Here is a 20,513-nt window from a genome sequence, read left to right as displayed (position 1 = left end):
CCTTTTGCGTCCGGCGCTTGCATGCGTGTCCGTCAGGCCGCATCTTGATAAATGAACCCGCCACCGGGGCGGGCGTCCAAGCAGGGTTGAGACGCCCAGCGCCGGTCGGCTTGTAGAAATGGATAGTGCTTCATATGTTCAAGACAGAAGAACCCTGGCGGGGTGCCATCGCCGGCATGACCCGACCCGAGGAGGAGGGCGATGGCGACCTGGCGGTGCAGAGCGCCGACCCGGAGCTGGCCCGCCCCCCCATGTACAAGGTGATCTTGCATAACGACGACTTCACCCCCATGGAGTTCGTGGTGGAGGTACTGCAGACCTTCTTTCATATGGATCAGGAGAAGGCGGTGCAGGTGATGTTGGCGGTGCATACCCAGGGCAAGGCGACCTGCGGCATCTTTACGCGTGATATCGCGGAAACCAAAAGCCACCAGGTCAATCAATATGCCAGAGAGTGCCAGCACCCGTTGCTGTGTGATATCGACCAGGCCGATTGAGCGGCCACCGCACTCGCGGGCAACGCCCCAGGGGGTTGCCAACGTCGTGAAAGTGCCCGATGGTGAAATTGCCGGTGCCCACCGGTCGAAGCCCGAGGCGGCAAGAAGGGGACTGCCATGCTGAGCAAAGAACTTGAACTGACCCTGAACACGGCCTTTACCGTGGCGCGCTCCAAGCGTCATGAGTTCATGACCGTGGAGCATCTGCTGCTGGCCCTGCTGGACAACGCCTCCGCGGCGGATGTGCTCAGGGCCTGTGGGGCCAATCTCGACAAGCTGCGGTCCGACCTGCAGGATTTCATCAACTCCACCACGCCGCTGATCCCCGAGGATCAGAGTGATCGCGAGACCCAACCGACCCTGGGGTTCCAGCGGGTGCTGCAGCGTGCCGTCTTCCACGTGCAGTCCTCCGGCAAGAGCGAGGTGACCGGCGCCAATGTGCTGGTGGCGATCTTCTCCGAGCAGGAGAGTCAGGCGGTCTACTTCCTCAAGCAGCAGAACGTGGCGCGGGTCGATGCGGTCAACTACATCGCCCACGGCATCTCCAAGGTCGCCGGTCACGGCCAGAGTGCGGCGCCCCAGTCGCCGGAAGCCGAGGAGTCCGAGGAGGGCGTGGCCGAGGGCGGCAACCATCCGCTGACCAGCTATGCCACCAACCTCAACGAGCAGGCGCGACTCGGCAAGATCGATCCGCTGATCGGCCGCGATCACGAACTGGAGCGGGTGGTGCAGATCCTCGCCCGGCGGCGCAAGAACAACCCCCTGCTGGTGGGCGAGGCCGGCGTTGGCAAGACCGCCATCGCCGAGGGGCTGGCCAAGCGTATCGTCGAGGAGGACGTGCCCGACGTCATCCAGGATGCCGTGGTCTACTCCCTGGACATGGGGGCCCTGCTGGCCGGCACCAAGTACCGCGGCGACTTCGAGAAGCGCCTCAAGGCGCTGCTCGCCGAGCTGCGCAAGCAGCCCAATGCGGTCCTCTTTATCGACGAGATCCACACCGTGATCGGTGCCGGGGCCGCCTCCGGCGGAGTGATGGATGCCTCCAACCTGCTCAAGCCGCTGCTCTCCTCCGGCGAGCTGCGCTGCATCGGCTCGACCACCTTCCAGGAGTATCGCGGCATCTTCGAGAAGGATCGCGCCCTGGCGCGGCGTTTCCAGAAGGTCGATGTGATGGCGCCCTCGGTGGACGACACCATCCGCATCCTCAGGGGGCTGCGCGGCCGCTTCGAGGAGCACCACAAGCTGAAGTACACCGATGCGGCCCTGGAAAGCGCGGTGCGCCTGGCGGATCGTTACATCAATGATCGCCACCTGCCCGACAAGGCCATCGACGTGATCGACGAGGCCGGTGCCCACCAGCGGCTGCTGCCGCCGGAGGTGCGGGTCGATACCATCGACGTGGATCAGGTCGAGGCGGTGGTGGCCTCCATCGCGCGGATTCCGCCGAAGAGCGTCTCCAGCTCCGACCGCAAGCTGCTCTCCAACCTGGAGCGCGACCTGAAGATGCTGGTGTTCGGCCAGGACGAGGCGATCCAGAGCCTCTCCGCCGCCATCAAGCTCTCTCGGGCCGGCCTCAAGTCGCCGGACAAGCCGGTGGGCAGCTTCCTGTTCTCCGGTCCCACCGGGGTCGGCAAGACCGAGGTGGCGCGCCAGCTTTCCAAGATCATGGGCATCGAGCTGGTGCGCTTCGACATGTCCGAGTACATGGAGCGCCACACGGTGTCGCGGCTGATCGGGGCGCCCCCGGGTTATGTGGGCTATGATCAGGGCGGGTTGCTCACCGAGGCGATCACCAAGCAGCCCCACTGCGTGCTGCTGCTCGACGAGATCGAGAAGGCGCATCCCGAGGTCTTCAACCTGCTGCTGCAGGTGATGGATCACGGTCGCCTGACCGATAATAACGGCCGCGAGGCGGACTTCCGCCATGTGATCCTGATCATGACCTCGAATGCCGGGGCCGAGCAGATCTCGCGCCGTTCCATCGGCTTCCAGACTCAGGACCACTCCACCGATGGCATGGAGGTGATCCGCAAGACCTTCTCGCCGGAGTTCCGCAACCGCCTGGACGGCATCATCCAGTTCCATGGCCTGGATCCCAAGGTGGTGCGCAACGTGGTGGACAAGTTCTTGGTGGAGCTGCAGGCGCAGCTCGACGAGAAACGGGTGCAGCTGGACGTGGACGAGGCGGCCCGCGCCTGGTTGGCCGAGCGTGGCTACGACCCGGAGATGGGGGCGCGGCCCATGGCGCGGCTGATCCAGGAGAAGCTCAAGAAGCCGCTGGCGGAGCTGATCCTGTTCGGCGAGCTGGCCGAACACGGTGGCGTGGTCCACGTCACCGTGGAGGAGGGCAGCGACGAACTGCATCTGGCCACCGAGGCCGAGGTGGCCTGAGTCATGTCCCACGGGCCGGCCTTCGGGCTGGCCACCACCGACCGGCGCCCTGTCTCTCGACGGGGCGTCGTTCTGTTCGGGCCGGTGGTTCGGGTGGCGCCGGCGTGGCGCGGAGGGGCGAGCCCGTCAGGCTCGACTCAGCGGGAGCGGTAGACGATGCGTCCCTTGGAGAGGTCGTAGGGGGTCAGTTCGACCTTGACCTTGTCGCCGGTCAGGATGCGGATGTAGTTCTTGCGCATCTTGCCGGAGATGTGGGCGGTCACGACGTGGCCGTTCTCCAGCTCCACGCGGAACATGGTGTTGGGGAGGGTGTCGACGACGACCCCTTCCATTTCGATATGGTCTTCACGTGCCATATAGGCGCTTCCTCGTTGATGGTCACTCGGCTGTCGCGACGCGACACTGACGGCCAACGGGCCGTCGCTGATCAAGATAGCGCGATATTGTGCCGCATGCCGTGCGTCAAGGCAAAAATCACAGCGCGATCAGTCGACGCCAGGTGCGTCCATCCAGGTACTCCAGGGGCTGGAAGGCCTGCTTGTAGTTCATCTTGCGGCACTCGCGGATCCAGTAGCCCAGGTAGACATGGGGCAATTCCCGTTCCTCGGCGAGGCGCAGGGTACGCAGCACCGCATAGGTGCCCAGGGAGCGGCGGTCGAAGGCGGGGTCCGGATCGAAGAAAGTATAGATGGCCGAGATGCCGTGACTCAGCAGATCGATGGCGGAGACCGCCAGCAGGCGACCGTCGAGGCGAAACTCCAGCAGCCGCGCATAGGGATGATCGAGGGTCAGGAAGGTGCGGTACTGCTCGTGGCTGGGCGGGTACATGTCGCCATCGGCATGGCGGGTGCGGATATAGCGGTCGTAGAGCCGATAGTGCTCCTCGTGGAAGCGCGCCGGGCGCTCGAACATCACCAGGTCGGTGTTGCGGTGCAGCAGCTTGCGCTGGGTGCGGCTGGGGCGAAACTCCGCCACCGGGATGCGCACCGAGATGCAGGCGTGGCAGCCTTCGCAGTGGGGCCGGTAAAGGTGGCGCCCGCTGCGCCGGAAGCCCAGCAGGGAGAGGGCGTCATAGACCCCCTGGCCCGGGGACTCCTGGGGGTCCAGGAACAGGGTAGTGGCCTCCCGCTCCTTGAGGTAGCTGCAGGGGTGCGGGATGGTCAGAAAGAAACGCAGGTCTCGTACCGGTCGCTGCGGCGCATTACTGCTCACGGTCGCCGTCTCCTCCGGGCTCGCGGGTGTCAGGGTAGGGTGGGCGCAGCGGGAGGCTCCGGATGCGTCCGGCCGCCGGTCACCCAGGCCCCACTGGGCTGGTCGACATACTGCTCAAGATAGCCGATGAACGCCTCCCGGGCGATGTCCCGGGCCCCCAGGCTGGCCAGGTGGCCGGTGTGCATCTGGCAGTCGATCAGGCCGCCGCCATGGGCCTCGAGGTGGCGGCAGAGATGCACCAGGGCCACCTTGGAGGCATCCGACACCCGGGAGAACATCGATTCGCCGAAGAAGACCCGGCCCAGGGCCATGCCGTAGAGCCCCCCCACCAGGTCGTCATCTCGCCAGACCTCTAGCGAATGGGCATGGCCCTGGGCATGCATGCGGCAGTAGGCGTCGCGCATCTCGGCGGTGATCCAGGTCCCCTCATGGGCCGCCCGGCTGGCCGCGCACTGCTCGATCACGGCGTCGAAGGCCTGGTCTCGGGTGACCCGAAAGCCGCCATTGCGCAGCCGCTTGGCCAGGCTGCGGCGCACCCGGAGCTCCGCGGGAAAGAGCACCATGCGCGGGTCGGGACTCCACCACAGGATCGGCTGATCGTCGCTGTACCAGGGGAAGATGCCGCGCCGATAAGCGGCCAGCAGCCAGGCCGGGGTCAGGGCGCCGCCGGCGGCCAGCAGGCCGTCGGGATCGCGCAGGGCCTGATCCAGGGGGGGGAACTGCACCGGAAAGGGGGCGAGCCAAGGCAGCATGGGCGGTCGTATCATCGCGGAAGAAGTCAGGCGGCACGGCCGCCCCTGGCGTCTAGTGTGACCGGCTTTCCCGGCCTCGACAAGGCAGCCTCGTCGGGGCACGCTAGGCTCGGTATGATGGCGCCACGAAAGTGCTGATGAGATGCCCGGAGCGGCACGCCGGGCGAGGCAAGACACAAGGGGGATGACCACTTGAGCGTCGACAAGAAGACCACGGGTCGTCGTGTCTCTACACAACAGGCCAGGGAGCAGGCGCGGCGTTTCGGCGTGCGCCTGCAGGGGGCCTCCCGAGAGGGGGCGGTGATTCTGCTGCTGGCCGGCTGCGTATTCCTGCTGCTGGCGCTGTTCAGCTATCAGCAGGGCGACCCCGGCTGGTCGCATAGCGGGCCGGAGCGTGGGGTCGCCAACTGGATGGGGCCCATCGGCGCCTGGCTCGCCGATGTGCTCTATTCATTGTTCGGGGCCAGCGCCCTGTGGTGGCCCGGCATGCTGGGTTTCGCCGCCTGGCGCTTACTGCGCACCCGGCGCCTGGAGCTGGAGTGGGACGCGACGGCCCTGGCGGTGCGCCTGGGCGGCCTGGTGCTGCTGCTGCTGGGCACCACCACCCTGGGCGCCTTGCACTTCTTCAGCCCCGACAGCACCCTGCCTTATGCGGTGGGGGGCATCCTCGGCGAGGGGCTGATGATGGGCCTGGCCCCGCTGGTGGGGAGCCACGGCACCACCCTGGTGGCCCTGGTGGCCCTGCTCTGCGGCCTGCCGCTGTTCAGTGGGCTCTCCTGGCTGGCGCTGATGGATGAGCTGGGGCTGCGAGCCCTGCGCCTGGGCAAGCGGCTCTGGCGCTGGATCGGCGGCGGGCAAGAGGCCGAGGCGGAGGCGCCCATGGCGAAGGAGCCGGCCGACACCGAAGACGAACCGCCCCAGGACCCCGGGCGCCCCTGGTGGCGACGCTGGCTGCCCCGCCGTGGGGCGCCCCAATTGGCCATGGCTTCTGGTGTGGCGGCCTCCCGTCGCGCCGAGCCGAGCCTCGAGGGCGACACCGAGATCCCCTGGGACGTGCCCGCCCGCACCCCTTCCGCCAAGGACCCCGAGGCGGCCTATGCGCGCCGCCTTGAGGAGTCCGCCGAGCCGGTCGCGACGCTTTCCGAGCCGAGGCTGAGTGCCCGGCGCGACGAGCCCGAGGCGCCGCTAGCGGCGGATATTCGCCTGCAGGCCGAGCCTGAGGCTCCCCAGGAGCAGGAGCCGACCAGATCCGCGGCGCCATCGTCCGAGGCGCCCGGCGAAGCGCTGAGCGCGGACGAGCCCGCGGCGGAATCCGCGCCATCGCCCGAGGCGCCCGCCGAGACGCGGAGCCTGGACGAGCCCACGGCGGAATCCGCGCCATCGTCCGAGACGCCCGCCGAGGCGCGGAGCGCGGATGAGCCCGCGGCGGACCCCAGGCCGTCGGCCGAGGCGCCCGTCGCTAAAACACCCCATGTCACGCCGACACCCTCGGCAACGTCGACCCCGGCGAGCGACGCCCGGGAGGCGACGCCGGCGCGGCGCGAACCGAGCCTGGTGAGTTGGAGCGAGGCGGGCTGGGAGGACGATGAGCCGAGCGCCCCCTCCCTGACGATCGCCTGCTCCGAGGTGACCGAGCCGCGGGCCGCCGAGCCATCCACGGAGACCGAGCCGTCCCAAGAGGCCGAGTCGTCCCGCCAGGCCGGGCCATCTCAGCGGGACGAAGACGAGGCGAGGACAGGGGCCCACGAGGAGGTCGACACCGGAGCGCGGGCCATTGGCGACGCGCCATCAGGCCAAGAGGCCGAGCCTCTGGATCTGCCCGTCGCCCCGGCCGGGCTGGAGGAGGAGGCACCGCGCCTGGCCAGTGCCGAGCAGGGGCGCGCCGCCGCCGCCGAGGGACCGGCCCTGTGGACCGTGGAGCATCTGCAGAATCAGCGCCCGCTTTTCGAGGACCTGGGCGACCCGGAGGGGGAGCTGCCCTCGGTGCGACTGCTGACGCCCCCCGAGGCCCATGAGCCCAACTACACCCCGGAGCAGCTGGCCAGCATGGCCGAGCTGCTGGAGGTGCGGCTGCGCGAATATGGCGTCAAGGCCGAGGTGGTCGAGACCTGGCCGGGCCCGGTGATCACCCGCTTCGAGATCAAGCCGGCGGCCGGGGTCAAGGTCTCCAAGATCAGCAACCTGGCCAAGGACCTGGCGCGCTCGCTGATGGTCAAGAGTGTGCGGGTGGTGGAGATCATCCCCGGCCGCCCCACGGTGGGTATCGAGATTCCCAATCCCAAGCGAGCCATGATTCGCCTGCGCGAGGTGCTCGACTCCGACCGTTACCTTCACGAGGCCTCGCCCCTGGCCCTGGCCCTGGGCCAGGATATCGGCGGGGCACCGGTGGTGGCCAACCTGGGCAAGATGCCCCACCTGCTGGTGGCGGGGACCACCGGCTCGGGCAAGTCGGTGGGGGTCAACGCCATGCTGATCTCCATGCTGCTCAAGGCCACGCCGGAGGAACTGCGCCTGATCATGGTCGATCCCAAGATGCTCGAGCTCTCCGTCTACGACGGCATCCCGCATCTGCTGGCGCCGGTGGTCACCGACATGAAGGAGGCCGCCAACGGCCTGCGCTGGTGCGTGGCGGAGATGGAGCGTCGCTACAAGCTGATGGCCGCCATGGGGGTACGCAATATCGCCGGCTTCAATGCCAAGCTCGATGAGGCCGCCCGTGCCGGTGCCCAGGTGGCGGATCCGCTCTGGGAGCCACAGCCCTGGCAGATGCATGAGCACCCGCCGGTGCTGGAGAAGCTGCCCTATATCGTGGTGGTGATCGACGAATTCGCCGACATGTTTATGATCGTCGGCAAGAAGGTGGAGGAGCTGATCGCGCGCCTGGCCCAGAAGGCCCGGGCCGCCGGCATCCACCTGATCCTCGCCACCCAGCGCCCCTCGGTGGACGTGGTCACCGGCCTGATCAAGGCCAATATTCCCACCCGCATCGCCTTCCAGGTCTCCTCCAAGGTGGACTCCCGGACCATCCTCGACCAGGGCGGCGCCGAGAACCTGCTGGGCCACGGCGACATGCTCTACCTGCCCCCCGGGGCGGGCCTGCCGATGCGTGTGCATGGCGCCTTCGTCGATGATGACGAGGTGCACCGGGTAGTGGAGGACTGGAAGCGTCGCGGCGAGCCGGAGTATATCGACGAGATCCTCTCCGGTGGCGTCTCCGCCGATGCCCTGGCCGGCCTCGAGGCCGAAGGCGGCGGCGAGGGTGACGACGCCGAGCAGGACGCCCTCTACGACGAGGCGGTAGCCTTCGTCACCGAGTCGCGCCGTGCCTCCATCTCCGCGGTACAGCGCCGCTTCAAGATCGGCTATAACCGGGCCGCGCGCCTGGTCGAGGCCATGGAGCTGGCCGGCGTGGTCTCGACCATGGGCACCAATGGCGGCCGCGAGGTCCTGGCCCCGCCGCCGGCGAGCGACTAAGCGGTGTCGCGTTCGACAATCTTGCAGCAACCATGAAAGCCCGCCCGGTCCCGGCACTTACGCGCCGGGGCCGGGTCCATCTATCGCCATGCCTTGCCATCCTTTCGGGAGTGAAAGATGCGACTGTTCAAGACCCTGACGACCCTGGCCCTGGGGGCGATCCTGGCCCTGCCGGCCGCCGCCCTGGCCGATGAGGCCGCCGAGCGCCTCAACCAGTTGCTGGAGCCGGTGCACACCTATCGTGCCGACTTCGAGCAGCAGATCCTCGATGGCAGTGGCCAGCGCCTCCAGCAGGCCGAGGGGCGCATGTGGCTGTCGCGGCCCGGCAAGTTCCGCTGGGAGGTGGACGCACCCTATGCCCAGGTGGTGGTCTCCGATGGCGAGGAGGTCTACCTCCATGATCCCGACCTGGAACAGGTGACCGTTCAGGCCCTGGATACCCGGGTAACCCATACCCCGGCCCTGCTGCTCTCCGGTCGCGTCGCCGACCTGACCGAGGCTTATGCGGTTAGCCGTCGTCAACAGGGCGCCGCCGAGACCTTTACCCTGACGCCGCGCTCCGCCGATACCCTCTTCGAGGAGCTGGCCCTGACCTTCTACGGCGAGCAACTAGGAGTGCTGCAGATGGCCGACAGCACCGGCCAGCGCACCGCCATCTATTTCAGCGATGTCGCGGTTAACCCGAGCCTCCCGGACGAGCGCTTTACCTTCGTGATTCCCGAGGGAGCCGATGTGATTCGCGATTCGCACTAGGCCGGAAGAGCGGCGCTTCGCGCCAGGAAGCTCGAAGCTGGAAGAACAACACCCCGCAACCATGGCTGCGGGGTGTGTTGTCTCTACGGCTATTGGATCATAGGCTTCCAGCTCGGCGTTAGGCGCCGCCATCCGCCTCGGCGTCGAGCTGGGCGCGCCACTCCATCAGTTGCTTGAAACGCGCCTCCTGGCCGTAGTCGCTGGGTTGGTAGAGGCGGGTGGGCGCCAACCCTTCGGGCCAGCAGTCGTGGCGGCTGCCGGCGGGGTAGCCATGGGGCTCGTGGTGGGCGTAACGGTAGCCCTGGCCGTGGCCCAGGGATTCCATCAGCTTGGTTGGGGCGTTGCGCAGGTAGGTGGGCACCGCCAGGGTCGGATGGGCCGCCGCCTGGGCCTTGGCCTGTTTCCAGGCCTGGTCGATGGCGTTGCTCTTGGGGGCCACCGCCAGGTGAATCAGGGCCTGGGCGATGGCGCGTTGCCCCTCGTAGTCGCCGAGGCGCAGGTAGGCGTCCCAGGCCGCCATCACCAGGGGCAGGGCGCGGGGGTCGGCATTGCCCACGTCCTCGGAGGCGATGGCCGCCAGGCGTCGGATCACGTCCAGCGGGTCGCCGCCTCCCTGGATAAATTGCGCCATATAGAGCAGGGCCGCATCGACTCGGGAGGAGCGTACCGACTTGTGAATTGCCGACAGCAGGTCGTAGTAGTGATCGCCCTGCTTGTCGAAGGCACTGGCCTGATGGCCCAGTACCTCGCCGAGCCCCTCGGCGTCGAGGCGCTCGCCATCGGCCTCGGCGGTGGTGAAGTCGCAGGCGGTCTCCAGCAGCCCCAGGGCGCGACGCGCATCGCCTCCGGCGGCCCGGGCCAGCAGCCGCAGCACCTCATCGTCGGCCTGGATGTGGCGCTCGCCCAGCCCCCGATGCGAGTCTTCCAGGGCCTGGCGCAGCACCCTCAGCAGCGCCGCCTCGTCCAGTGGCTTGAGCACATAGACCCGGGCCCGGGAGAGCAGCGCCGAGTTGACCTCGAAGGAGGGGTTCTCGGTGGTGGCGCCGATCAGCGTCAGCAGCCCCGATTCCACATGGGGCAGCAGGGCATCCTGCTGGCTCTTGTTGAGGCGATGAATCTCGTCCAGGAAGAGCAGGGTGCGGCGCCCCTGGGCCTGACTCAGCCGGGCCCGCTCCACGGTGGCGCGAATCTCCTTGACGCCGGCCATCACCGCCGAGAGATGTTCCAGCTCGGCGCCGGACTCCCGGGCCAGGATCTCCGCCAGGGTCGTCTTGCCGGTTCCCGGCGGCCCCCACAAGATCATCGAACGTACGGTGGCGGTCTCGGCCATGCGTCGCAGTGGCTTGCCGGGGCCTACCAGGGCGGTCTGGCCGAGGTATTCGTCCAGGCGCCGTGGGCGCATGCGGAAGGCGAGGGGGGCCGCCTCATCGGCGTGTGACTGGCTGAAGAGATCCATGCTGTCTCCATGCGACTACGACTTTAGGCGATAGGCAGGATCGCCCCGCAGGCACTAGGGTTAAACATCCATGCCTGCGGTAGCCCCGCCAGGCGCATCCTGTTGGTGAACCCCTGTCTTGCTGGCGACTCCAATGTTAATGGTACGCCAGGACAGCAGAGGAGGCCCGACCATGCCCATGCTGACTCAACTGCGCCAGGATCATGCCAATATGGCGCGGCTGTTGCACGTGCTGCAGCTCAAGCACAAGACCCTGGCCGACGGCGAGCGTCCCGATTTCAATCTGGTACGCGAGGTCGTCGACTATATTCTCGAGTATATGGAAGGGTATACCCAGCCTCTCGAGCGGCTGTGCAGCGAGAAGTTACTGGCCAGTCTGCCACAGGCCGAGCGGTTGACCCGTCGTCTGGCCGACGACTATCGCCAGCTGCGCGAGCGCCTGATGCGTCTCTCCCAGGACATCGACATGATCCTGATGGATGCCGTGGTGCCCATGGACCGCTTCGCCGACGACCTCAAGGCCTACCTGGAGGCGCATCGAGCCTACCTGCGTGACGAGCGCGAGGAGCTCTTCCCGCTGATCGCCGAGCACCTGAGCGACACGGAGCTGGCACAACTCGACGAACTCCTGCCGGAGGGTGCGGCCGCCCGTCTGGAACAGCTCCACGAGGCCTATCCAGAGCTCTATGCCGAATTTCGCGGCGCACCCGAGCCGGTGGTCTGATCCCGAGCCTCTTTATGGTGCCGAATGTCGCGGCGCGCCCGAGCCGGTGGGCTTATCCCGAGCCTCTTTATGATGCCGAATGTCGCGGTGCGCCCGAGCCGGTGGGCTGATACCACGATTCGTTGCCGAAACGCCCAGGCCTTGGCCTGGGCGTTTGTCGTGGCCGAGCAATACGCCGTTAAGTCCCGGCCTCGGCTGGGGTAGAATGCCTCCCCTATGCCAACCCTATGCCAACCGGGGGGAGGGGAAACTCGCCGATGGATCGACTCCAGGCCATGCAAATCTTTCGCGCCGTGGTGGAAGCGGGCAGCTTCGCCGGGGGCGCCCGCAAGCTGGACCTCTCCAATGCCATGGTCAGCAAGCAGGTGGCACGCCTGGAGGGCGAGCTCGGCGTGCGACTGCTGACCCGCACCACGCGTCGCCTGCAACTGACCGCCGAGGGCGAACGCTACCTGCAGGGTGCCGGTCGGCTGCTGGACGAGCTCCAGGAACTGGAGGCGAGCCTCGGCGAACAGCGCGGCGAGATTCGCGGCCGCCTGCGCCTCTCGGCGCCCCTGGATTTCGGGGTGCGCGAGCTGATGCCGGCTCTCCAGGCCTTCGAGGAGGCGCATCCGGCGGTCGAGCTCGAGGTGGTGCTGGAAGACCGTCGCGTCGATCCCCTGGCGGAAGACTTCGATCTGGTGGTGCGTATCGGCGAGCTGGAGGACTCCAGCCTGATCGCCCGGCCGCTAATGTCGATGCCGATTCATCTCTATGGCGCCCCCGGCTACCTGGAGCGCCATGGTATGCCCGAGCACCCCCGCGATCTGAGCCGTCACCGCTGCCTGCACTACAGCCTGCAGCGGGGCGGCGCCGGCTGGCATTTCCTGGTGGAGGGGCGCCTGGAACGGGTCCGCTTCCGGCCGGTACTGACCTGCAATAACGGGCGGGCGCTGATCGAGGCCGCGGCCCGCGGTATGGGGCTGGTGCTCAAGCCAACTTTCCTCGGCGAGCCGGAGGTGCGTCGCGGGCGTCTGGTGCGCTTGCTGGAGGCCTATTCGCCGCCCCCCATGCAGGTGCATCTGATCTATGCCGAGCGGCGGCTGATGCCGGCGCGCCTGCGGGTCCTGGTGGATGCCTTGCTGGCCTATTTCGAGGCATCAGCGGCGGGAGGGCGAGGGTGAGCGGTCCCATCCTGATCTTCGACTCCGGGGTCGGTGGCCTCTCGGTGGCGGCGGCGATTCGCCGCCGCCTGCCCACGGCGGCCCTGGCCTATGTCTGTGACAATGCCATGCTGCCCTACGGCACCAAGCCCGACGCCTGGCTGGTGGCGCGCATCGTCGCGGTCTGCCGGGCGGCCGTGGCTGCCGCCCGACCCAGCGCCCTGGTGGTGGCCTGTAACACCGCCAGTACCCTGGCCCTGGCGGCGTTGCGCGAAGCGCTATCGGTCCCGGTGGTGGGCACGGTGCCGGCCATCAAGCCGGCCGCTGCCCTGAGCCATAGCGGTCATATCGCCCTGCTGGCGACCTCCGCCACCATCGATCGCCCCTATACTCTGGGCCTGATTCGCGATTTTGCCGCCGGCTGTCGGGTACACCGCCTGGCCGCCGATGCCCTGGTGGTGCAGGCCGAGCGCCATCTGGCCGGGGCGCCCCTGGACCGGGAGGTCATCGCCGCCTGCCTGGCCCCGCTCTGGGAGGATCCCGAACTCGACACCCTGGTGCTGGGTTGCACCCACTTTCCGCTGTTGCGGGACGCCCTGAACCGGGCGGCGCCGCGGCCGGTGACCTGGGTCGACTCTGGCGAGGCCATCGCCCGCCGGGTCGCCCAGGTGGTGCCCGCGCCCCAGATCATCGAGGGGCCAGGGCCGGCCTGGGTCACCGCCGAGGCACCGGGGCTCGCCGCCGCCCTGGCCGGTGTCGGCTTCGCCGCGCCGCAATGCCTCGATCCGAGCGAAGCCGCTGCACGCTAAGCGTCTCGCCATCTTGATTTCACCGTTAAAGGAGGCCCCGTGGCCGTACCCGTCGTCGACCCCGAGCGCTATGCCGACCAGCTCGAGGCCAAGCGTCAACGCATCACCGCGCAGTTCGCGCGTTTCGCGCCTCCCGAGCTGGAGGTCCATGCCTCGCCGTCCAGCCACTACCGCATGCGCTGCGAGTTCCGCCTCTGGCATGAGGGCGATGACCTCTTCTATGCCATGTTCGAGGTGGATCCCGAGGACCCCAAGAAGAAAACGGTGGTTCGCCTGGACGACTTCCCCGTGGCCAGCCGGCGCATCAATGCCTTGATGCCGGCGCTGCTGGATGCCATTCGCGATGAGCCGCTGCTGCGTCGCAAGCTGTTCCAGGTGGAATTTCTCACCACCCTCAGCGGCGAGGCGCTGCTGACCCTGATCTATCACCGCCCCCTGGACGAGGCCTGGGAGGCCGAGGCGCGGCGCCTTCAGGAGACCCTGGGCGTGATGATCATCGGCCGCTCCCGCAAGCAGCGCCTGGTGCTCGAGCGCGACCATGTCTGGGAGCGGCTCACGGTGGAGGGGCGCGACTTCGTCTACCAGCAGGTGGAGAACAGCTTTACCCAGCCCAATGCCGAGATCTGCCGCGCCATGCTCGGCTGGGCCCGGGACGTGACCCGTGGCAGCCAGGCCCGCGACCTGGTGGAGCTCTACTGTGGTAACGGCAATTTCACCATCGCCCTGGCCGAGAATTTCCGGCGGGTGCTGGCCACCGAGATCTCGCGTACCTCGGTGGCCTCGGCCCGCATCAACCTGGAAGCCAACGGCATCGCCAACGCCAGCGTGGGGCGCATGTCGGCGGAGGAGTTCAGCGCCGCCCTCAAGGGCGACAAGGGCGGGCGCCGGGTCACCGAGATGGGCCTGGCCGATTACGACTTCTCCACCGTGCTGGTGGACCCGCCCCGGGCCGGCCTCGACGAGGCCAGTTGCGACCAGCTCAGCGGCTATGAACGCATCGTCTATATTTCCTGTAACCCGGACACCCTGGAGCAGAATCTGGAGCGGCTCTGCCGAACCCACCGCATCCGCCGCATGGCGCTCTTCGATCAGTTTCCGTGGACCCACCATTGTGAGTGTGGCGTGCTGCTCGAGCGCATCGACGACTAAAGTCAAGGGCAGAGGCCCGTCGCCATGATGCGCAACTGACATGCTCCATGAGAAAACGTGCAACTCGATAGGGGCGGGGCGGGTGCTACAGTACCCTTCGGTAAACGCGGTGCATGCCGCGTTTCACCCTAATTCGACGGCCCCAGGCCGACAGCAGCCGAGGTGATGGATGCAACACGTCGTGATCGATGGCAAACAGGAATTTCTCGCTCAGTTGAAGGAGCAGCTCACCAAGCGTCTCCCCGAAGACAAGGTGGCGGTGATCGCCGATTTCGCCGAACTCTTCTATGCCAATGTGCCCTTCGCCGACCTGGCCGAGCGGCGCCTCGACGACCTTTACGGCGCGACCCTGTCGACCTGGCACTTCGTCCAGGAGCACGACGTCAAGGCTCCCAAGGTGCGGGTCTTCAACCCCGACTATCAGGAGCATGGCTGGCAGTCCCTGCATACCGTGGTCGGGGTGTTGCACCAGGACATGCCCTTCCTGGTGGACTCGGTGCGTATCGAGCTCAATCGCCGCGGCATTACCCTGCATGCCATCCATAACCTGGTGCTGGCGGTGGAACGGGACGCCAAGCATCAGGTCAAGCGATTGGCGCACCCTCAGGATGCCAAGGCCCCCGAAGGGCGCGAATCGCTGATCGTCATCGAGATCGATCGCCACTCCGATCCCGAGCTGCTGGCCGATATCGAGGCCGGTCTGCAAGAGGTGCTGCGTGACGTGCGCACCGCGGTCGGTGACTTCGAGCCGATGCGCGACCAGGTGCGTGCGGCCCTCGAGGAGCTCAAGGCGACGCGTCCCGAGCAGGTCGATCCCGCCGATCACCAGGAGGCCATCGCCTTCCTGGAGTGGCTGCTGGACGACAACTTCACCTTCCTCGGCTGCGACGAGTACGAGGTGGTCAGCAAGAAGGGGCAGGAGCAACTGACCAAGCGCAAGGGCAGCGAGCTGGGGGTCTTCAGGCTCGATGCGCCTCGCTATCAGGAGCGTATCCATAACGATCAGGGCGTCGAGGACGATCACTATGTGCTGATCCCGGAGCTGCTCTCCTTCGCCAAGAGTGCCTACCATGCCCGGGTGCACCGTCCCTCCTATCCGGATTACATTTCCATCGATCGCTACGACGATCAGGGCAAGGTGATCGGTGAGCGCCGTTTCCTGGGCCTGTTTACTGCCACCGTCTACAACGACTCGCCGCGGCATATTCCGGTGCTGCGACGCAAGATCGGGGCGGTGATGAAGGCCGCCGGGGTCAATCCCAAGGCGCACGATGGCCATCAGCTGCGCCAGATTCTCAACGTCTATCCCCGCGACGACCTCTTCCAGATCAGTATCGAGGAGCTGACCCGGACCACCCTGGGCATCCTCAATATCCGCGAGCGGCGCCGGGTGCGCCTCTTCGTCCGCGAGGACCGCTTCGGTAAGTTCTACTCCTGCCTGGTCTTCGTGCCGCGGGATGTCTTCTCCACCGACCTGCGGGTGCGCATCCAGACCATGCTCTGCGAGGAGCTGGACGCCACCTTCGGCGACTTCAATACTCACCTCTCCGAGTCGGTGCTGGCGCGTATCCAGCTGATCCTGCGCTTCAATGGCGATGAGCCGGTCGGCTATGATCTGGAGCGCCTGGAGCAGAAGGTGACCCAACTGGCGCGCAGCTGGAACGATGACCTCCAGGCCGCCATGGTGGAGGGCTTCGGTGAGGAGCAGGCCAACCGCCTGATGGACGACTACCGTGATGCTTTCCCGGCCAGCTATCGGGAGGATTTTTCCGCGCGTACCGCCGTCTACGATATCCATCACCTCGGTGAGGTGGAGGGCGGTGCACCGCTCTCCCTTTCCCTCTATCGCCTGGTGGAGGAGGACGTCGACGGGGTCAACCTCAAGCTGTTCCACAAGGACCAGCCGATCCCGCTTTCCGACGTGCTGCCGGTGATGGAAAATCTGGGACTGCGGGTGATCGGCGAGCGCCCCTACGAGATCGCCTCGCCCAAGGGCGACTACTGGATCCATGACTTCAACCTGGAGCATCACGGCAGCGAAGTGGTCAATCTCCAGGAGATGCGTGAGCCCTTCGTCGAGGCCTTCAAGCGCATCTGGGACGGGCAGGCCGACAATGACGCCTTCAACCGCCTGGTGATCGGCGCCAACCTGAGCTGGCGCGAGGTGGCCATGCTGCGCGCCTATGCCCGCTACCTGAAACAGATTCGCTTCGGCCTGTCGCAGTTCTATATCGCCAATACCCTGGCCAGCTACCCGGAGATCACCCGTGAGCTGGTGAGCCTGTTCGAACTGCGCTTCGACCCGGAGCAGCAGGAAGCAGTGCGGGAGCGCGAGAGCGAGGCCTGCGTGGCACGTCTCCAGGCACTGCTGGACGACGTGGCCAGCCTCAATGACGACCTGCTGCTGCGTCGCTATATCGCCCTGATACAGGCCACCCTGCGCACCAACTATTATCAGCGCGGCGCCGACGGCGACTACAAGGAGTACATCGCCTACAAGCTGGATCCCAGCCAGGTGCCGGACATGCCCAAGCCGCGTCCGGCCTTCGAGATCTTCGTCTACTCGCCGCGGGTCGAGGGCGTTCACCTGCGCGGTGGCAAGGTCGCCCGGGGCGGGCTGCGCTGGTCGGATCGCCGCGAGGACTTCCGCACCGAGGTGCTCGGCCTGGTCAAGGCCCAGCAGGTCAAGAACTCGGTGATCGTGCCGGTGGGGGCCAAGGGCGGCTTCGTCTGCAAGCGCCTGCCCGAGGGCGACCGGGATGCCATCCAGGCCGAGGGCATCGCCTGTTACAAGACCTTTATCCGCGCCCTGCTGGATGTCACCGACAACCTGGATGGCGCCGAGATCGTGCCCCCCGTGGACGTGGTGCGTCACGATGACGACGACCCCTACCTGGTGGTGGCCGCCGACAAGGGCACCGCGACCTTCTCGGACATCGCCAACGAGATCTCCGCCGAGTATGGCCACTGGCTGGGCGATGCCTTCGCCTCCGGCGGGGCCAATGGCTATGACCACAAGAAGATGGGCATCACCGCCAAGGGCGCCTGGGAGTCGGTGAAGCGCCACTTCCGCGAACTGGGCGTCAATACCCAGGCCGACGAGTTCAGCGTGGTGGGCATCGGCGACATGGGCGGCGACGTCTTCGGCAACGGCATGCTGCTCTCCGACAAGATTCGCCTGGTGGGCGCCTTCAACCACCTGCATATCTTCGTCGACCCGAGCCCGGATGCGGCCAGCTCCTTCGCCGAGCGTCAGCGCCTCTTCGCGCTGCCCCGCTCGAGCTGGGAAGATTACGACGCCAGCCTGATCTCCAAGGGCGGCGGCATCTTCAAGCGCAGCGCCAAGTCCATCGCCATCACCCCGGAAATGAAGGCGGTCTTCGGCATCGCGGAAGACAAGCTGGCACCCAATGACCTGATCCGCGCCATGCTCAAGTCGCCAGTGGACCTGATCTGGAACGGCGGCATCGGTACTTATGTGAAGGCTGCCAGCGAGAGCGATGCCGAGGTGGGCGACAAGGCCAACGACGCCCTGCGCATCAATGGCGGCGAGCTGCGCTGCCGGGTGGTGGGCGAAGGCGGCAACCTGGGCCTGACCCAGCGTGGTCGCATGGAGGCCGCCAAGGCCGGGGTACGCGTCAATACCGACTTCATCGACAACGCCGGCGGGGTCAACTGCTCCGACCACGAGGTCAATATCAAGATCCTGCTCGACGATATCGTCAAGAGCGGCGACATGACCGACAAGCAGCGCAATCAGCTGTTGGCGGAGATGACCGAGGACGTCTCGCGTCTGGTGTTGCGCGACAACTACCAGCAGACCCAGGCGCTCTCCCTGGCCGAGATCCTCTCCAAGGAGGGCATGGGGCCCTACCGGCGCTTTATCTCCGAGCTGGAAGCGAACGGCCAACTGGATCGGGAACTGGAGTTCCTGCCCGATGACGAGACCCTGCTGGAGCGCTCCAATGCCGACGAGGGGCTGACCCTGCCGGAGCTGTCGGTGCTGATCTCCTATTCCAAGATGGTTCTCAAGGGGGACCTGATCGATTCCGAGGTGCCGGATGATCCCTATATCCAGCAGCACCTGGAGCGGATCTTCCCGACGGTTCTGGTGGAGCGCTTCAAGGAGAGCATGTACGAGCACAAGCTGAAGCGCGAGATCGTCGCCACCCAGATCGCCAATGATCTGGTGGATCATATGGGCATCGTCTTCGTACGCCGGTTGATGGATACCACCGGGGCCAAGCGCGCCGATATCGCCCGCGCCTATATCATCGCCCGGGACAGCTTCAATCTGAGCGGCCTCTGGGAGCAGGTGGAGGCCCTGGACAACCAGGTGCCGAGCCGCGTCCAGTACGCCATGATGATCGACCTGATGCGTCTGCTGCGTCGCGCCACCCGCTGGTTCCTGCGTCAGCGCAGCGGCATGACCACCAAGGACAGCATCGCCCACTTCGCACCGCGCCTGGCCCAGCTCCAGGAGAGCCTCGGCAAGCGGCTGCGCGGCGATGAACTGGCCGCCTGGCAGGCGCGCCGCGACGAGCTGGTGGCGGCCGGCGTGCCCGAGGCCCTGGCCAGTGCCGTGGCGGCGGCCAACAGCCTCTATGCCGGCCTCGGCATCATCGAGGCGGCCAAGCTCTCCGGTGAGAAGATCCAGCGGGTTGCCGAGGCCTACTACGAGGTGGGTCACCGCCTCGAGCTGCCGTGGATGATCGAGCAGATCAATGCCCTGGAGGTCCGCGATGGCTGGCAGGCCCAGGCCCGCGAGACCTTCCGCGACGACCTGGATCGTCAGCAGCTGGCCCTCACCGTGGCGGTGCTGCAACTGGAGGATGCGCCGCGGGAGATGGAGGCCCGGGTCGAGCAGTGGGTACAGCGCCACGATAGCCTCTATCGTCGCTGGTGTGGCCTGCTCGGTGAGGTGCGCTCCGGCAGCCAGGTTAGCTTCCCGCTGTTCGCCGTGGCCATCCGTGAGCTGGTCGACCTGGCCGAGAGTCGTCACGACTGACGGTCATCGTTCACCACCCCGACGAACCCCGCCCCCTGGCGGGGTTCGTCGTTTTCGGGTCCCTTGGGCTATAATGCGGCGCCGCTCATCCACCCGAGGATTCCCATGTACGCCCTGGCCCGCTCGCTGCTCTTTCGTCTCGATCCGGAAACCGCCCATGGCCTGGCCCTCAAGGGGCTCGATCTGGCCAATGGCCTGGGGCTGGCCCGGCGCCTCGCCGGGACACGGGTGGATGACCCGGTGGAGCTGATGGGGCTGCGTTTTCCCAATCGGGTGGGCCTGGCCGCGGGCCTCGACAAGAATGCCGATCACCTGGATGCCCTGGGAGCCTTGGGCTTCGGCTTCGTCGAGGTGGGCACCGTGACCCCCAGGCCCCAGGACGGTAATCCCCGGCCGCGGCTTTTCCGCCTGCCCGAGGCCGGCGCCATCATCAATCGCATGGGGTTCAATAACGCCGGCGTCGATCACCTGGTGGCGCGAGTCAAGGCGAGCCGCTATGACGGGGTGATCGGCATCAATATCGGCAAGAACCTCACCACCCCGGTGGAGAAGGCGGTGGACGACTACCTGACCTGCCTGGGCAAGGTGCATGCCCATGCCCACTACATCACCGTCAATATCTCCTCGCCCAATACGCCGGGGCTGCGCAACCTGCAGTTCGGCGAACAGTTGGATGCCCTGCTGGGCGCCCTGCGTGAGGAGGGGCGGCGCCTGGACGAGGCGAGTGGCCGTCGGGTGCCGCTGGCGGTGAAGATCGCTCCGGACATGAGCGTCGACGAGGTGGGGCTGGTGGCCAAGGCCCTGGCCGACAACGCCATCGATGCGGTGATCGCCACCAATACCACCATCGCCCGGGAGGCGGTGGCGGGGCTGGCGCACGGCGACGAGCAGGGTGGGCTCTCCGGGCGACCGGTCTTCGAGGCCTCGAACACGGTGATTCGCGAACTGCGTCGTCGCCTGCCGGAGATGCCGATCATCGGCGTTGGCGGCATCGACAGCGGCGAGGCGGCGCTGGCCAAGCGCGAGGCGGGGGCGGACCTGGTGCAGCTCTATTCGGGCTTTATCTATCGAGGCCCCGAGCTGGTGGGGGAGTGTGCCCGGGCCCTCAAAGAGTGAGACTAGGGCGGCAACAAGGATGGCGGCAAC

At 66.9% G+C, this 20,513-nt stretch carries 14 protein-coding genes; 10 read left to right on the top strand and 4 right to left on the bottom strand.

Features of this window, described 5'->3' with window-relative positions; genetic code table 11:
- The first annotated feature begins 134 nt into the window (after positions 1-134).
- Positions 135-497, top strand: a complete 363-nt coding sequence (gene clpS, locus HPA02_RS02890; RefSeq protein ID WP_146801577.1) for an ATP-dependent Clp protease adapter ClpS — start codon at positions 135-137, stop codon at positions 495-497.
- 117 nt (positions 498-614) lie between these two features.
- Positions 615-2,888 carry an ATP-dependent Clp protease ATP-binding subunit ClpA gene (gene clpA, locus HPA02_RS02885; protein WP_146801576.1) on the top strand — a complete coding sequence of 758 codons (2,274 nt, stop codon included), beginning with the start codon at positions 615-617 and terminating at the stop codon, positions 2,886-2,888.
- A 137-nt stretch (positions 2,889-3,025) separates the two neighbouring features.
- Here the strand turns inward: clpA and infA are convergent, their stop codons facing one another.
- The 3 genes from infA to aat all read right to left on the bottom strand — a co-directional run bounded on the left by infA (position 3,026) and on the right by aat (position 4,852).
- Positions 3,026-3,244, bottom strand: coding sequence for a translation initiation factor IF-1 (infA, locus tag HPA02_RS02880; protein ID WP_013332816.1), 219 nt, complete (start codon positions 3,242-3,244; stop codon positions 3,026-3,028).
- Between the two features lie 118 nt (positions 3,245-3,362).
- Positions 3,363-4,100, bottom strand: a complete 738-nt coding sequence (locus HPA02_RS02875; protein ID WP_146801575.1) for an arginyltransferase — start codon at positions 4,098-4,100, stop codon at positions 3,363-3,365.
- Between the two features lie 29 nt (positions 4,101-4,129).
- Positions 4,130-4,852: a leucyl/phenylalanyl-tRNA--protein transferase gene (aat, locus tag HPA02_RS02870; RefSeq protein ID WP_146801574.1), complete on the bottom strand. Its 723-nt coding sequence runs from the start codon at positions 4,850-4,852 to the stop codon at positions 4,130-4,132.
- A gap of 192 nt (positions 4,853-5,044) precedes the next feature.
- Between aat and HPA02_RS02865 the strand changes: the two genes are divergently transcribed.
- Both HPA02_RS02865 and lolA read left to right on the top strand, forming a co-directional pair.
- The gene (locus HPA02_RS02865; protein WP_146801573.1) at positions 5,045-8,326 is read left to right on the top strand and encodes a DNA translocase FtsK; all 3,282 of its coding nucleotides are present in this window, start codon (positions 5,045-5,047) and stop codon (positions 8,324-8,326) included.
- 117 nt (positions 8,327-8,443) lie between these two features.
- Positions 8,444-9,079, top strand: a complete 636-nt coding sequence (lolA, locus tag HPA02_RS02860; protein ID WP_146801572.1) for an outer membrane lipoprotein periplasmic chaperone LolA — start codon at positions 8,444-8,446, stop codon at positions 9,077-9,079.
- 118 nt (positions 9,080-9,197) lie between these two features.
- Here lolA and HPA02_RS02855 read toward each other — a convergent pair whose 3' ends face one another.
- Positions 9,198-10,535, bottom strand: a complete 1,338-nt coding sequence (locus HPA02_RS02855) for a replication-associated recombination protein A (RefSeq protein ID WP_146801571.1) — start codon at positions 10,533-10,535, stop codon at positions 9,198-9,200.
- 178 nt (positions 10,536-10,713) lie between these two features.
- On the opposite strand from HPA02_RS02855, the gene HPA02_RS02850 reads away from it, so the two are divergent.
- The 6 genes from HPA02_RS02850 to HPA02_RS02825 all read left to right on the top strand — a co-directional run bounded on the left by HPA02_RS02850 (position 10,714) and on the right by HPA02_RS02825 (position 20,483).
- Complete coding sequence (locus HPA02_RS02850; protein WP_146801671.1) at positions 10,714-11,259, top strand: hemerythrin domain-containing protein; 546 nt, start codon at positions 10,714-10,716, stop codon at positions 11,257-11,259.
- Positions 11,260-11,516: 257 nt separating this feature from the next.
- A complete protein-coding gene (locus tag HPA02_RS02845; RefSeq protein WP_146801570.1) occupies positions 11,517-12,422 on the top strand; it encodes a LysR family transcriptional regulator in 906 nt (301 codons plus the stop codon).
- Positions 12,419-13,210 carry a glutamate racemase gene (gene murI / locus HPA02_RS02840; protein WP_146801569.1) on the top strand — a complete coding sequence of 264 codons (792 nt, stop codon included), beginning with the start codon at positions 12,419-12,421 and terminating at the stop codon, positions 13,208-13,210. Before HPA02_RS02845 ends, murI begins: the two co-directional genes overlap by 4 nt.
- 39 nt (positions 13,211-13,249) lie before the next feature.
- Positions 13,250-14,359, top strand: a complete 1,110-nt coding sequence (gene trmA, locus HPA02_RS02835) for a tRNA (uridine(54)-C5)-methyltransferase TrmA (protein ID WP_146801568.1) — start codon at positions 13,250-13,252, stop codon at positions 14,357-14,359.
- Positions 14,360-14,528: 169 nt separating this feature from the next.
- Complete coding sequence (locus tag HPA02_RS02830) at positions 14,529-19,367, top strand: NAD-glutamate dehydrogenase (protein WP_146801567.1); 4,839 nt, start codon at positions 14,529-14,531, stop codon at positions 19,365-19,367.
- Between the two features lie 105 nt (positions 19,368-19,472).
- Positions 19,473-20,483 (top strand): quinone-dependent dihydroorotate dehydrogenase, encoded by a 1,011-nt coding sequence (locus tag HPA02_RS02825; RefSeq protein WP_146801566.1) that lies wholly within the window; start codon positions 19,473-19,475, stop codon positions 20,481-20,483.
- Positions 20,484-20,513 lie beyond the last annotated feature (30 nt).

This window comes from Bisbaumannia pacifica, from assembly GCF_007989625.1.
Classification (GTDB): Bacteria; Pseudomonadota; Gammaproteobacteria; order Pseudomonadales; family Halomonadaceae; genus Bisbaumannia; species Bisbaumannia pacifica.
Note: the sequence above shows the minus strand (reverse complement) of the source record. Positions and strands in the feature narration are given on the sequence as shown.

Excerpts from the sequence above, each read along its gene's own strand:
- clpS (WP_146801577.1), top strand. The coding sequence starts at position 135 with ATGTTCAAGACAGAAGAACCCTGGCGGGGTGCCATCGCCGGCATGACC.
- clpA (WP_146801576.1), top strand. The coding sequence starts at position 615 with ATGCTGAGCAAAGAACTTGAACTGACCCTGAACACGGCCTTTACCGTG.
- infA (WP_013332816.1), bottom strand. The coding sequence starts at position 3,244 with ATGGCACGTGAAGACCATATCGAAATGGAAGGGGTCGTCGTCGACACC.
- aat (WP_146801574.1), bottom strand. The coding sequence starts at position 4,852 with ATGCTGCCTTGGCTCGCCCCCTTTCCGGTGCAGTTCCCCCCCCTGGAT.
- lolA (WP_146801572.1), top strand. The coding sequence starts at position 8,444 with ATGCGACTGTTCAAGACCCTGACGACCCTGGCCCTGGGGGCGATCCTG.
- HPA02_RS02855 (WP_146801571.1), bottom strand. The coding sequence starts at position 10,535 with ATGGATCTCTTCAGCCAGTCACACGCCGATGAGGCGGCCCCCCTCGCC.
- HPA02_RS02850 (WP_146801671.1), top strand. The coding sequence starts at position 10,714 with ATGCTGACTCAACTGCGCCAGGATCATGCCAATATGGCGCGGCTGTTG.
- HPA02_RS02845 (WP_146801570.1), top strand. The coding sequence starts at position 11,517 with ATGGATCGACTCCAGGCCATGCAAATCTTTCGCGCCGTGGTGGAAGCG.
- HPA02_RS02830 (WP_146801567.1), top strand. The coding sequence starts at position 14,529 with ATGCAACACGTCGTGATCGATGGCAAACAGGAATTTCTCGCTCAGTTG.
- HPA02_RS02825 (WP_146801566.1), top strand. The coding sequence starts at position 19,473 with ATGTACGCCCTGGCCCGCTCGCTGCTCTTTCGTCTCGATCCGGAAACC.